Annotated in this window: 12 protein-coding genes; 10 read left to right on the forward strand and 2 right to left on the reverse strand. The window is 57.2% G+C overall.

Annotated elements, in window-relative coordinates:
* Window positions 1-47 precede the first annotated feature (47 nt).
* Together AC1MDT_RS04915 and AC1MDT_RS04920 are read left to right on the forward strand one after the other, a co-directional pair.
* Complete coding sequence (locus AC1MDT_RS04915; RefSeq protein WP_480420965.1) at window positions 48-1,448, forward strand: Rieske 2Fe-2S domain-containing protein; 1,401 nt, start codon at window positions 48-50, stop codon at window positions 1,446-1,448.
* Between the two features lie 95 nt (window positions 1,449-1,543).
* The gene (locus tag AC1MDT_RS04920) at window positions 1,544-2,119 is read left to right on the forward strand and encodes an aromatic-ring-hydroxylating dioxygenase subunit beta (RefSeq protein WP_480420966.1); all 576 of its coding nucleotides are present in this window, start codon (window positions 1,544-1,546) and stop codon (window positions 2,117-2,119) included.
* 84 nt (window positions 2,120-2,203) lie between these two features.
* On the opposite strand, the gene AC1MDT_RS04925 is transcribed toward AC1MDT_RS04920, so the two are convergent.
* Entirely contained in the window at window positions 2,204-2,944 is a 741-nt protein-coding gene (locus tag AC1MDT_RS04925) for a DUF2889 domain-containing protein (protein ID WP_480420967.1), read from the reverse strand.
* Window positions 2,945-3,045: 101 nt separating this feature from the next.
* On the opposite strand from AC1MDT_RS04925, the gene AC1MDT_RS04930 reads away from it, so the two are divergent.
* Window positions 3,046-3,846 carry an SDR family NAD(P)-dependent oxidoreductase gene (locus AC1MDT_RS04930; protein WP_480420968.1) on the forward strand — a complete coding sequence of 267 codons (801 nt, stop codon included), beginning with the start codon at window positions 3,046-3,048 and terminating at the stop codon, window positions 3,844-3,846.
* 201 nt (window positions 3,847-4,047) lie between these two features.
* Here the strand turns inward: AC1MDT_RS04930 and AC1MDT_RS04935 are convergent, their stop codons facing one another.
* Complete coding sequence (locus AC1MDT_RS04935) at window positions 4,048-5,679, reverse strand: ATP-dependent acyl-CoA ligase (RefSeq protein WP_480420969.1); 1,632 nt, start codon at window positions 5,677-5,679, stop codon at window positions 4,048-4,050.
* Between the two features lie 183 nt (window positions 5,680-5,862).
* Here AC1MDT_RS04935 and AC1MDT_RS04940 point away from each other — a divergent pair, with 183 nt between their 5' ends.
* From AC1MDT_RS04940 to AC1MDT_RS04970, 7 genes are all read left to right on the forward strand, one after another.
* Window positions 5,863-6,594: a TetR/AcrR family transcriptional regulator gene (locus AC1MDT_RS04940; RefSeq protein WP_480420970.1), complete on the forward strand. Its 732-nt coding sequence runs from the start codon at window positions 5,863-5,865 to the stop codon at window positions 6,592-6,594.
* 348 nt (window positions 6,595-6,942) lie between these two features.
* The gene (locus AC1MDT_RS04945) at window positions 6,943-8,007 is read left to right on the forward strand and encodes an amidohydrolase family protein (RefSeq protein WP_480420971.1); all 1,065 of its coding nucleotides are present in this window, start codon (window positions 6,943-6,945) and stop codon (window positions 8,005-8,007) included.
* Window positions 8,007-8,858: a fumarylacetoacetate hydrolase family protein gene (locus tag AC1MDT_RS04950; RefSeq protein WP_480420972.1), complete on the forward strand. Its 852-nt coding sequence runs from the start codon at window positions 8,007-8,009 to the stop codon at window positions 8,856-8,858. The genes AC1MDT_RS04945 and AC1MDT_RS04950 overlap by 1 nt, the downstream gene beginning before the upstream one ends.
* 13 nt (window positions 8,859-8,871) lie before the next feature.
* On the forward strand, window positions 8,872-9,774 hold the full coding sequence (locus tag AC1MDT_RS04955) for a 3-hydroxyacyl-CoA dehydrogenase (RefSeq protein WP_480420973.1): 903 nt from the start codon (window positions 8,872-8,874) through the stop codon (window positions 9,772-9,774).
* The gene (locus AC1MDT_RS04960; protein WP_480420974.1) at window positions 9,771-10,946 is read left to right on the forward strand and encodes a thiolase family protein; all 1,176 of its coding nucleotides are present in this window, start codon (window positions 9,771-9,773) and stop codon (window positions 10,944-10,946) included. Before AC1MDT_RS04955 ends, AC1MDT_RS04960 begins: the two co-directional genes overlap by 4 nt.
* A 1-nt stretch (window position 10,947) precedes the next feature.
* Entirely contained in the window at window positions 10,948-11,451 is a 504-nt protein-coding gene (locus tag AC1MDT_RS04965) for a carboxymuconolactone decarboxylase family protein (protein ID WP_480420975.1), read from the forward strand.
* 140 nt (window positions 11,452-11,591) lie between these two features.
* Entirely contained in the window at window positions 11,592-12,869 is a 1,278-nt protein-coding gene (locus tag AC1MDT_RS04970) for a cytochrome P450 (RefSeq protein WP_480420976.1), read from the forward strand.
* Window positions 12,870-12,955: the final 86 nt, after the last annotated feature.

Genomic DNA, 12,955 nt, shown 5'->3' on the forward strand with positions numbered 1-12,955 from the left:
ATATTTAGTTTAGACCATTGTCGTGACGCTCTGAGTAGGAGGCAATCATGCTAACAAGAACAAGCCCCGTATTGTCTGATGGAACCAAGGTCTCGGACCTCATCTATCCATCCAGCCGTGAAGTGCAAATGCGCGTGTTGTCTGACCGCGAAATTTACGACCTGGAGATGGAAAAAATCTTCGGCAAGATCTGGGTACTCCTGGGTCACGAGTCGGAAATCCCCAATTCCGGAGATTTCATGGTTCGTGACATGGGCTCTGACTCGGTCATTGTTGCCCGCGGCAAGCAGGGCGAAGTGTTTGTGACCCTCAACGTGTGCCCGCATCGCGGCATGCGCATCAGCACCGCCGACTGTGGCAACACGCAAATTCACAAATGCATCTATCACGGCTGGGCCTTCCGCCCCAATGGTGATTTCATCGGCTCGCCCGTCGAGCGCGAATGCATGCATGGCAAGATGCTTCCCAAAGAAGAACTGGGTCTGAAAAAGGCTCGGGTCACCTTGTATGGCGGCCTGGTATTCGCCACCTGGAACATTGAAGGACCTTCGTTTGATGAGTTCCTCGGTGATGCAAAATGGTATTACGACATACTGTTTTGTCGCTCCGACAAGGGCATGGAAGTGCTCGGCCCACCGCAGCGCTTTATCGTCAACGCCAACTGGAAAACTGCTGGTGAGCAATCCGCCGCTGACGGTTTCCACACGCTGACCTTGCACCGTTGGTTGGGCGAAGTGGGTAACTACGCCAAGAAAGGCGAGGGCGAAACAGCCGACCTCAGCCCGGAAATGATCGGCGTCGAAATCAGTTCGCCGCACGGCCATGCGCTGCGTTGCATTGACCTGGCGCGCAAGATCAAGCGCCTGACCGGCCTCGATCCGGCAGAGCTCACCGTGCAGGAGAAGTTAGAGGCATTGCCTCCCGCCGGCATGACCGCTGACATGGTTGAGCAACTGGCACGCAACCTGTCAGAAGACCAGTTGAAAGTGCTCACCAGCATGCCGCCGCAAGTCGGTGGGATGTTCCCGAACATTCTTTTCGGCTTTGTTTACATTCCGCAGCCGGATGGCAGCGTAGTCGGCTCGATGACCCTGCACGCTTACGTGCCGCGCGGGCCGGACAAGCTGGAGTTCGTCAACTGGGTGTTTGCCGAGAAGGACGCTTCCCCTGAGTTGCGCGACAAGATGCTCAAGCAAACCATCCAGCTGTTCGGCACCTCTGGCATGGTCGAGCAGGATGACTCCGATACCTGGCCACACATGACCCTGGCCGCCAAAGGTGCGATGGGCCGCAAGAGTACGCTGAAATACCAGGCCTGTTTTGAAACGGGAGCACCTGAGGGCTGGCCGGGTCCCGGCATCGTCAACGAAGGCTTCACCAAGGACGATACCCAGTGGCACTGGTGGTTGTACTGGCACGAGCTGATGACTGCACCGGACGAGCAATAAGCGTCCGTTGGCCCCGGTTCGATTGCGGTCCTCGCGGGCCGCAGTCGCAGGTAACAGCATTAACAAGTACAAGAATAAAAGTGAGGGAATGACTCATGGCTCAGGTTCAACAACGCGGTGTGGAGGATATCCAGCCGGGTTCCCCTGTCGGTACCAAGCGGGTGCCGGTGGGCTCGCCGATCTACAACGATGTGGTGACCTTTCTCTACGAGGAAGCCACGCTGCTCGACCAGATTCGCCTGCAAGAGTGGGCCGAACGCCTGGACACCGACCTGGTGTACACCGTGCCGTTGCGCCAGACTCGCGTGGCGTCCGAGCTCAGAACCACTATTGTGCGCAGTGTTCAGCATTACCACGATGACTACCGTTCGATCATGGGCCGCATTTTGCGCTTGTCCGGCAAAAGCGCCTGGGCGGAAGATCCGCCCTCGCGTACCCGGCGTCTGGTGACCAACGTGTTTGTCGAAGAAACCGACAAGAGCGATGAGTTTGTGGTGACCAGCTACCTGATGCTGACCCGTAGCCGTTTCAACGATCACCGTGTCGATATCATCAGCGGTGAGCGACGTGATGTGCTGCGCCTGCATGAGGCAGGGTTCAAGTTGTCCCGGCGCGAAGTCATCATTGACCAGGCGGTGCTCGGCACGCCCAATCTGGCCGTCTTCCTCTAGGTTGCATCGGCGGTCCGGTTCTAACCCGGAACGCCGCGTCCTGAGGGCATTGACGGCGCTGCTGTTGACGCAAGAGTGGCAAGGCTAAAGCTTCTGCCTCAGCCACTCCTGGTCCTGAGCACACAACCTCAACTGTTCGTGGCTGAAGTCCAGGGTCGATCCCTTCATTCGGAGCGCCTGTGCCGCGCGTTCGGGTTGCTGGCTGTAGCAGCGGGCGCTGTTCACCGCATGAACTTGCTCGTCGAGGTTGAAGGCGCGTCCCATCGAGATGAGGGTACAGCGGCGTAGTAGCAATGCGGCTTCGGAGACTTCTTCGGTGAGGGCATTGAGTGCCCAGCGTGCCATGCCTTCGCGAAGATTAATGCCGGAGTAGGGGGCGGGCCCTTCGATCATTGTGCCGTTCACTTCCCAGGTCAGCGCTTCTTTGCCATCGCGTATCAAGGTGGCGCGGGTGCGGTTGTCGATGCGCTGGTCGACGCTAATGTCATAGCGGCGTTGGTGGCTGCCTCGCGCGGCCGCTGCAATGGCCAGACCCGCCAGGTCGAGCAGGTGGGTGCATTGATGGCTGGCGTCAGTTTGCCGGGTGACGGAGTGAGCTATACGGTCCAGTTTCATGCCCAGCAACTGCTGTAATTGAACGCACGCCTGCGGGCACATGGTATAGGGAAAGCGCAACGCTTCACCGCCGATGGCCGTGACTTCACCTTCATGGTGATGAACCCATGCACGGAAGTGGTGGAAGTCGTCTTTCAGAGCGGCCCGGACTTCACCTGTGCCTTCGGCTTGATGAGTAATGATGTCTACGCGGCGACGAAATACAGTCATCCTCAATATCCTTGTTCCAGTACTGCTCAGTCTGAAGAAATACGCTATATTTAGACACTATAACCAAGAATGTTCACTAAAAACAAAAAAACGGAGTGGCTATGGCACTGCTAAATGAACAGGTTGCGCTGATTACGGGTGCGGGTGGCGGAATCGGGCGCGGCATCGCGCTGAACTTTGCCAAAGAGGGGGCCGCTGTGGTGGTTGCCGAACTGGATGTCACCAGTGGCGAGGCCGTAGTCGCCGAACTGCAAGCGCTGGGCGCCAAGGCGGTATTCATCAAGACCGACGTGTGCAGCAAGACCGATATCGAAGCCGCCGTGCAATTGGCCGTTGATCAATTTGGTGGCCTGGACATCCTTGTCAACAACGCCTTTGCGCCAACCCCCAATGTCCTTCTGGAAGAAAAAACCGATGCAATGCTGGAGCAAACCCTCGGCTCTACGGTATGGGCTGCCTGGTGGGCAATGAAAGCCGCGCTACCTCATATGAAAGTGCGGGGCGGCGGCAAGATCATTAACTTCTACTCCATCGATATCGAGATCGGTGCCTGGCTGCACGGCGACTACAACACGGCGAAGTCTGCGATCGTCGGACTTACCCGCAGCGCAGCGTCTGAGTGGGGGCGTTTTAACATCCGTGCCAATGCCATTGCTCCTACCGCAATGGGTGCCACCTTCCACAAACTCGCCGCAGAGAACCCCGGCTTTGCCGAAATGTCCGCTTCGATGCGTCCACTGGGCCGCTGTGGCGAGCCTGAGGCCGACATCGGCCCGGTGGTGGTATTCCTCGCGTCCGAGATGTCGCGTTTTATCACTGGCGAAACCATTCATGTCGACGGTGGCCTGCATCTTCCCGGTTATAACTCCCGCCCCAAAGGCATTCCCGTACGCGAATACTGATTTCCCCCGATTAATGTAGGAGCGAGCTTGCTCGCGATGGACGTTAACGAAACGCGTACGTTCCGGTAAAACGCGTTGTCCTTGAATTCATCGCGAGCAAGCTCGCTCCTACAAAGGCGACACCAGGCCCAAGATACGAGAAAGCCCGCTACTAGACGGGCTTTCTACGTTGGATGGCCGATGCCTGCCAGGTAGGGACGGTTACTTCTTGGAGACTACGATCGATGTGGTTTCCAGATCCCAGGTGCTCTGGGTTTTACCTTCATCACGCAGCAAATACTTCAACACCCGACCCTGCGGATTTTTCGGCAAGTTGCTGCGAAACTCGATATAGCGCGGCAGGGCATAGTAGGGCACCGATTCGGTAGCCCAATGGAACAGTTGCTCCGGGTCCAGCGTTACGCCTTCATGCAGCACTGCTGTGACCTTCACATCGTCCTCGCCTTTATCTGACGGCACAGCGTGTACCGCCACTTCGGCCAGCGCCGGGTGAACAGCAAAAGCTGCTTCCATTTCAAAGCTGGAAATGTTTTCGCCCCGGCGGCGCAGGTAGTCCTTCTTGCGATCGACGAAGTAGAAGAAGCCGTCGTCATCGAATTTGCCAATGTCGCCACTGTGGAACCACATGTTGCGCATCAACTTCTGGGTGTCTTCCGGACGGCGCCAATAGCCTTGGAACATGATGTCCGGGCGCAGCGGGCGTACCACGATTTCGCCGGCGCAGTTGGGTGGTACTTCCTGATCGAAGTCGTCGACTATCCTGACATCAAAATCCGCGATGCGTTTTCCCGACGAGCCGGGTGCGGCGTATTCGCCGGCGGCCAGCGAGGTGATGACGCACGCTTCGGTCAGTCCATAGCCGTTGCCGCCAACCAGTTTGGTACCGAAACGCTCGCGCCAGACTTTTTTGGTTTCTTCGGTGTAAGGATTGCCTCGAGCGGTGTGGATCTGCCCGACGCAGCGCAGCATCGCTTCATTATCTGGCGCCTGAGCGAGGAGTCCGCCCATACCGCCAAGGATCGAGGCGATGGTCGCGCCCGAACGCTCCACTTCCTGCCAGAAGTTCGAGACCGAGAAGCGCGGGAGAATAGCGGCACGCGCGCCCACCAGGATGCTGGCGATGATCGATACACACAGCGCATTCATGTGGAACAGTGGCAATGGTGTGATGGTGACGTCATCGGCACTGGCTGGACCGGCCCGCAATTGCAGGCGCGCCAGGTTGCACATGAAGTTGTAGCTGATCATACAGCCCTTGGAAGGGCCTGTGGTCCCTGAGGTGTAAATCAGGCAGGCGAGGTCTGACGGTTGCGGTTTATTGGACAGTGGGGTGGCGTCATGGCCACGCCACTCATCCAGCGGCGCAATGCGAATTCGACAATCGGCTACCGTCTCAAGCGTGCCACGGTGAAGGATGTGCTGGACGTCGTGCAGTTGTTCAGCGAGCGGCGTGATGCGTGGCAGGTAGGCCGCTTCGCAGATCACCACTGAGGTGCCGGTATCGGCGATTTGATGGCGGAGAAACTCGCCCTTGAGCGCGGTGTTTATCGGCACACTCACGGCGCAGAGTTTATTGATGGCCAGCCAGGTGATGACCGCATCGATGTTGTTATCGAGCATTGTCAGCACTGTTTCACCTTTTTTTACGCCCAAGGTGGCGAGGGCGTTGGCCATCTTGGTTGAGAGTGAGTCAACCTGAGCATAAGTGTATAACTCGCCACTAAAATCCAACAATATTTTGTCTGGACACCTTGCTATTGCACGATCTAGCGCTTCGATGACAGTGTCTCGTTCTCCCACTGCCCAGGTTTCTGGATTGCCACTGCTGCCCATGAATATTCTCCTTTTAGGCACCCACAGCTGTTGGTTTGCCTGATTTTATTTTGATTAGAGAATTTGATTCTAAATGCAAAATAGTAAAATGTCTTTAGCGATAATTTGAACATGTAAACTTATTTATGAACATATCCTGTGCTAGTGTTGCACTATCTTTACTCTCTACGAGTCCGTCAACTCATGCCAAAAGCCGCATCCCAGAAAGAAGAAGCGCCTACGCCGGCCATCAAAACAAAAAAAAATACGCTGCCTGATGCACAGACGGGCTCGTTAAAAGCGGTTGAGCGACGTACTGCCGCTAATGCAGTGGCGGGCACCAAGGTCAAGCCGAACCGTCGTTCGGAAGAAACCATCGCCAATATCCTTAAAGCCACTGAAGAGGTGGTGCTGATGTCTGGCGCGGATCGTATTTCAATCCTGGATGTGTGCCAGGTCGCCGGTGTATCGCGCGGCACCTTTTATCGCTATTTCGCCTCGCAAGAAGACCTGTTGGACACCTTTTCCCGGCAGAAACGCGAAAGTTTCCACACCTCGCTGTCGCAGGAATTGGGCGGTATCAGTGATCCCGATGCGCGCCTCAATGCGCTGTTTGCCTATCTCGACAACTACCTTGAGCAAAGTCGTGCCCAGCGGTTGCTGGTGGTCGCCCCTGAATACGCATTGGGCTTCTTTCGGCGGATTTTCCACGATTCGATCGTGCGCTTTCAGGATGGCCTGGACATTGTTTTCGACGATTGGGACGAGCGCCTTGGGGTGCGTCTTGACCGTGAGCTGATCTGCGAAATGATCATTCGTTACGTGATGAGCCAAGTCCTGGTGCCGGAATCGGCGGGGCGGCGTTTGTTCCCGGTACGGGTGAAAAAACTGCTTGGTGCGTTGATCATGGGTTCCACCTCCCGCACCCGCCGCTGACCTCCGATCCCCCCCCCTTCGCTTTAGGCAAAGTCCCCGTATATCGGGGGCTTTGCGTTTCTGCGCGCTATTTTTCGCTTGCCTGCGCACTGCACTTTTTGTTGTCTGACTCCATATTTTGACCTTGTGAGGCGTTTTTTGACTCGGGTAGAAGGCTCTGGCTCGGGCTTCCCCGCAGATTTTTAAATTAAATTGAACAGTATTTTGATTTATGATCAATTTGAATTTAAGCTCTGGTCTTAGCAGTGAGCCCCTCGGCTTCCCCTTTTCGCGGCAGTTTGATCCTGGCCGCGTGAAGGCACCGCGCTAATAACCAACAAAAAAGTGCCAACTTCGAGGAATCTAGACATGCTTATCGATCTACACGCCCACGCACCCCTTCCTGGCTATTACAACCAGCACCCTCACTGGGGGCCGTTCTTCGAGCAACACGCCGACGGCGATATCAAGCTGCGTGTAGGTGATTGGATTCTTGGTCTCGGATCGCCAGAACGTAAGGCTGCCGTGCGCTCCGGCAATGGTCCCAAGCTTGAGGAATATTTTGCTCGCTGGGCTGACCCGAAAGTGCGCCTGGCCGGTATGGATGCCGCTGGACAGAACGTGCAGGTGGTTTCCGTCCCATCCCATTGCTACATGTACTGGACTGAAGCCGAATTTGCCGTACCGTTTGCCCGTACCGTCAACAACACGATGGCTGAATACTGCTCCGCAGCCCCTGATCGCCTAATGTTCTGGGCTCATGTACCTCTCAATGCACCTGAAGCGGCGGCGGCTGAATTGCGCCACGCCTGCACCGAACTGGGCGCTAAAGGTCTGGTCGCCGGCGGCGCCAACTTCGGTGGCCTGGAGTTCGACTCGCCTGAACTCGATGTGGTGTGGAAAACCCTCTGTGACCTGGATCTGCCGATGTTCATTCACGGCTACAACCAGTCGGTTACCTGGGGCAAGAACGCCAACGACGACCGTTATGAAACCACTGCCATCGTGGGCATGCAGTACGACGAAAGCCGTTGTTTCTGGAACCTGATTTGCGGCGGCGTGCTGGATCGCTTCCCCGACCTGAAGGTGTACATCACCCACGGTGGCGGTTATGTACCGTACCAACTCGGCCGTCTGGCCAAGACCAACGAGAACCTTGACGTTAAATACAATAAAAAGCCGTTGCTGGAGTACATGAAAAACTTCTACTTCGACGTAGAACTGCATGAAGTGCCGATGCGCCAGGCTCTGGTCGACATCATCGGTGCGGACCACGTGCTGTACGGCAGCAACTTCGGGGGCAGCGATGCCGTACGCCACGATCTGACCCATGGTCTGAAGTTGTCCGATGCTGACATGCGCAAGATTCGTTATGAAAACGCATGCCGCTTGCTGCACCTGGATCCTGCCAAGTTGGGCAAGGTAGGTGCCTGATGAAACTGGCGCGTTGTGAGTATTTTGCTACAGGCGTTTTTTGGGCTGTCGTGGATGTCGCTCAAGATCAAGTGACCCCCATTTCCGGCGATTTCAAAGACTGGGCGCCCGCGGTGGCGGCAGGGCGCGGTATCAGTTCGGTACGTTTCGCCGGGCCATCGCTGCCTCTGTCAAAGGTGCGCCTGCTGCCCCCGATTGAACCGGTTAACCGGGTGGTGGTGGCGGGTGCCAATTACGCCAAGCACCTGGTGGAATTCGGATTGAAGGCGCCGGCACAGCCGGTGGCTTTTCTCAAGGCCTATGGCGCGCTGATTGGAGCCAATGACCCGATTCGTTTTCCGCCACTGACTGAGGAGCTCGATCACGAAGTTGAGCTGGTGGCAGTGATCGGCACTGACGAGATTGACTTGGAAGACCCGCTCGCTTGCGTGCTCGGTTACACCGTCGGCAATGACGTCAGCGCGCGAGACCTGCAACGCAGCGGGGCGGCAGGTATTGGCATGGATCTTTTTGCGGCTAAAAGCCAGGACCGGACCACCGGCCTTGGGCCCTGGATCGTCACCAAGGACGAGTTTCCTGAGGGTTCACCGCGGCTGCGCCTGACCTTGAAAGTGAATGGCGAAGTGCGCCAGGACGGCTCCACCGGCGAAATGACCTGGGATGTGGGTCAACTGATCCGCTTCGTGCAGCAGCGTTCGAGTTTTGCCAGTGGTGACGTGCTGTTCACCGGTTCGCCGGCGGGGGTGGGGATGGGTACCGGTCTGTTCCTCAAGGAAGGCGATGTGGTCGAAGCCAGCGTCGAAGGCATCGGTACATTGCGCAATGTGGTCAGTAAAAAGAACCGCGCCTAATCGAGAGCCAAACATGAACGCCAATAAAGAAAAAGTCGTCGTCGTCGGTGCCGGTCTGATGGGCACCGGTATTGCACATGCGTTCGCCAGCTCCGGTTTCAATACGCTGTTGGTTGATACCAATGCCGCCTCATTGACGAGTGCGCGGGCAAGCATCGAAAAGATTCTTGCCGATGGTGTGCGTCTAGGCAAAGTCAGTGAAGAAAAAGCGCAGCAATCGTTGGCCAATCTGCTGATCTGTAGCGACTTGAGCGAAGCTGCGATGGGTGCCAACTGGCTGGTGGAGACAGTCTCCGAGCAGTTGGCGGTGAAGAAGGCGGTGATTGGTCAAGCGGCGCCGCTGCTGGCGGAGAACGCCATTATCGCCACCAACACTTCGGCCCTCAGCGTGACCGAGATTGCAGCGTCGGTGGACTGTGCGGATCGCGTGATCGGCATGCACTTCTTCAACCCCGTGCACAAAATGAAACTGGTGGAGCTTGTGCGTGGCTTGGCCACCAGCGATGAAGTGGTGGCGCGCACACGCACCCTGTGCGAGCAGATCGGTAAAACCTCGATCGTCGTCAATGAGTCGCCAGGCCTTACCACCAGCCGCATGTCAGCGCTCTTGGGTAACGAAGCGATGTGGATGTTGCAGGAAGGCACCGCCACTGCCGAAGACATAGACACGGCGCTGCGCTTGGGTTTCAACCACCCGATGGGTCCATTGGAGCTAGGGGATCTGACCGGCTGGGACACCCGGTTGTCGGTACTGCGTTATCTGCACCAGACCTTGGGCGAAAAATTCCGGCCTTGCCCGCTGATCATCAAAATGGTCGCCGCCGGGCGACTGGGTCGCAAGTCTGGGCAGGGGGTTTATCGCTATGAGGAGGGTAAACAAGTACCGGGTTCAGGGCTCAAGGCGAGTGCGCTATGAAAGACATCGTCATTGTTGATGCGGTACGTACACCAATCGGTAAGTTTCGCGGCAGCCTTGCCGGCGTGCGCGCCGATCACCTTGGGTCGTTGGTGATCAGCCGCTTACTGGAGCGTGTCGATGTTTCGCCCACGCTGGTCGATGATGTGATCTTCGGGTGTGTCACGCAGATTGGCGAACAGTCCGCCAATATCGCCCGTACGGCCTTGCTCGGTGCCGGCTGGCCGGTCACCGTTGCGGGGCTGACCATTGATCGTAAATGCGGTTCGGGTGAGGTGGCCGTGCATTTGGCCGCTGGAGCTATTGCGACGGGGGCTGCCGATATCGTGGTGGCGGGTGGCGCGGAAAACATGAGCCGCGTACCCATGGGCAGCAACCGTGAGATCCACGGCGCAGCGTTTGGCTGGATGGCGACGCAGCGCTATGAGCTGACCAGTCAAGGCGAGGCGGCCGAACGTATTGCCGACAAGTGGGCGCTCAGCCGCGATGCGTTGGATGATTTTGCTTTCGCCAGTCACCAGCGCGCAGCTGCTGCATCCGATGCCGGCTATTTCGATAATGAAACTGTGCCGATTGCGGTCGAAGCACTCCGTGAAAAAGAACTGACGGAACCCGCTGCTGTGTTGCGCCACGATGAGACCATTCGTCGTGATACCTCGCGGGAAAAACTGTCGACGCTAAAAACCAGTTTTCGTCCGGACACCGGACGCATTACCGCTGGCAATTCGTCGCAGATCTCCGACGGTGCGGCAGCGTTGCTGTTGATGAGTGCCGACACTGCGAAAAAACTTGGGCTCAGGGCGCGGGCGCGTGTTGTGGCCTACACCACAGTGGGGTCGGATCCGACATTGATGCTCACCGGTCCGATTGACGCCACTCGCAAGGTGCTTGGCAAGGCCGGGCTGGATATCAATGACATCGATCTGTTCGAAGTCAACGAAGCGTTTGCCTCCGTGCCTTTGGCCTGGATGCAGGAAACCGGTGTGCCGCACAGCAAGTTGAACGTCAACGGTGGCGCCATTGCTCTCGGGCACCCATTGGGAGCCAGCGGCGCTCGTTTGATGACCACCCTGTTGAATGAGCTCGAGCGCCGTGGTGGGCGTTATGGGTTGCAGGCGATTTGCTGTGCCGGTGGGATGGGCACGGCGACCATCATCGAAAGGCTCGATTGAGATGGCGCGCTTGCCGTTGATTCCTCTGGGTGCCATGCCGGCCGCGTTGCAAGACGCGGTCGAGCGTGGTCAGCGCAGCCGGATGCTCAGTTCTACGACGCCAGTGCAGGTCTGGGCACATCGACCCAAGGTGGCACTGGCCTGGCTGGAGTTGATGGAGAGCCTGCACAACGACAGCCTGCTCGATGAGCGTTTGCGCGAGCTGGTACGGCTGAAGATTGCCAGCATCACCACCTGCCAGGCTTGCCAGTTGGCGCGCAAATCCGACCGGGTCACCGATGAAGACATTGCGTGCATGGCAACGGACAGCGAGCACTTCACGCTCGCCGAGCGTGCAGCGCTTCGTTATGCCGAGTTGTTCGCCAGCGATTACCTGAGCATCGAGGACGAGCAGTTTGCTCAGCTGGGCGCGTTTTTCTCCACCGCCCAAGTGGTGGAGCTGGGGCTGTACTGCGCGCTGATGTTGGCAGGTGGGCGCATGACATTGGTACAACAGGCCTACTGAGCAGGCTACACGGCTCAAATAATTGATCGAATTATTGATAAGTGTCCAATACATTCCTGCTCAGGCATATTATTAGCCGGAAGGTATAGCCTTTCTGCGAGCTGACTCAAAAAATAATGACAATAACAGCGGAGACGATCATGTCCACATCTGCACAGAGCGTCCTGGCCAAGGTTTTTACCGACGTAGCCAGCAATTATCGCGGCACCAGCAATATCGACCTGCACGCGACCTACCGTGATATGCGCGCCAATTCGCCTGTGCTCCAGGACAACTTCATGGCCCGCCTGGGCGTGCCGACCATCGCCGGGCTGGATGCCAATCGACCCACCTTTACATTGTTCAAATACGACGATGTTATGGCCGTCATGCGTGACGCCGGCACCTTTACCAGCGGCTTTATCGCCGAAGGGCTGGGTGCGTTCTTCGATGGTTTGATCCTCACGGCGATGGACGGTGATGCTCACAAGAGCATGCGCAATCTACTGCAACCGGTGTTCATGCCAGAGACGGTCAATCGCTGGAAAGAAACCCGGATCGACCGCGTGATTCGCGAGGAATACATCAAGCCGATGGTGGCGGCCAAGGGGGCCGACCTGATGGACTTCGCCCTGTATTTCCCGATCCGGGTGATTTACTCGTTGATCGGATTTCCCGAGGATCGCCCTGAGCAAATCGAGCAATACGCCGCCTGGGCACTGGCAATTCTGGCTGGCCCGCAAGTCGATCCGGAAAAGGCTGCCGCCGCCCGTGGCGCTGCGATGCACGCCGCACAAGCGCTATACGACGTGGTGAAGGTGGTGGTGGCCGAACGTCGGGCAGCGGGCGCATCGGGGGATGACTTGATCAGCCGGCTGATCGGTGTCGAGTACCAGGGGCGATCCCTGGACGATCATGAGATCGCCACCTTTGTTCGCTCGCTGCTACCCGCCGCCAGCGAAACTACGACCCGCACCTTCGGCACATTGATGTCATTGCTTTTGCAACATCCGGATGTGCTGGAGCGGGTGCGCAATGATCGCAGCCTGGTGAACAAAGCCATTGATGAAGCGGTGCGCTTTGAGCCGGTGGCCACCTTCAAGGTGCGCCAGGCTGCGAAGGATCTGGAAATTCGCGGTGTACCCATCCCCAAAGGGGCGATGGTGCAATGCATCGTTACTTCCGCCAACCGCGACGAAGACGCGTTCGAAGATGCCGACAAATTCAACATCGACCGAAAACCAAAACCTTCGTTTGGTTTCGGCTTTGGCCCACACATGTGTATCGGTCAGTTCGTTGCCAAAACCGAAATCAATTGCGCACTGAATGCGATCCTCGACTTGATGCCCAATATCCGCCTCGACCCAAATAAGCCGGGGCCGCAGATTGTCGGTGCACAGCTGCGCGGTCCGCATTACCTGCATGTGCTGTGGGATTGATCGGAGTCTGTGCTTCTCGTGTAAATCCTCTGGCTGCTCCGCGACAGGTCATACGCCTGTCGCGGAGCAGTGCGCTCTACCTTCAA

The sequence above is a fragment of the Pseudomonas sp. ASL7 genome, from assembly GCF_056680375.1.

Excerpts from the sequence above, each read along its gene's own strand:
- AC1MDT_RS04915 (WP_480420965.1), top strand. The coding sequence starts at position 48 with ATGCTAACAAGAACAAGCCCCGTATTGTCTGATGGAACCAAGGTCTCG.
- AC1MDT_RS04920 (WP_480420966.1), top strand. The coding sequence starts at position 1,544 with ATGGCTCAGGTTCAACAACGCGGTGTGGAGGATATCCAGCCGGGTTCC.
- AC1MDT_RS04925 (WP_480420967.1), bottom strand. The coding sequence starts at position 2,944 with ATGACTGTATTTCGTCGCCGCGTAGACATCATTACTCATCAAGCCGAA.
- AC1MDT_RS04930 (WP_480420968.1), top strand. The coding sequence starts at position 3,046 with ATGGCACTGCTAAATGAACAGGTTGCGCTGATTACGGGTGCGGGTGGC.
- AC1MDT_RS04935 (WP_480420969.1), bottom strand. The coding sequence starts at position 5,679 with ATGGGCAGCAGTGGCAATCCAGAAACCTGGGCAGTGGGAGAACGAGAC.
- AC1MDT_RS04940 (WP_480420970.1), top strand. The coding sequence starts at position 5,863 with ATGCCAAAAGCCGCATCCCAGAAAGAAGAAGCGCCTACGCCGGCCATC.
- AC1MDT_RS04945 (WP_480420971.1), top strand. The coding sequence starts at position 6,943 with ATGCTTATCGATCTACACGCCCACGCACCCCTTCCTGGCTATTACAAC.
- AC1MDT_RS04950 (WP_480420972.1), top strand. The coding sequence starts at position 8,007 with ATGAAACTGGCGCGTTGTGAGTATTTTGCTACAGGCGTTTTTTGGGCT.
- AC1MDT_RS04955 (WP_480420973.1), top strand. The coding sequence starts at position 8,872 with ATGAACGCCAATAAAGAAAAAGTCGTCGTCGTCGGTGCCGGTCTGATG.
- AC1MDT_RS04960 (WP_480420974.1), top strand. The coding sequence starts at position 9,771 with ATGAAAGACATCGTCATTGTTGATGCGGTACGTACACCAATCGGTAAG.
- AC1MDT_RS04965 (WP_480420975.1), top strand. The coding sequence starts at position 10,948 with ATGGCGCGCTTGCCGTTGATTCCTCTGGGTGCCATGCCGGCCGCGTTG.
- AC1MDT_RS04970 (WP_480420976.1), top strand. The coding sequence starts at position 11,592 with ATGTCCACATCTGCACAGAGCGTCCTGGCCAAGGTTTTTACCGACGTA.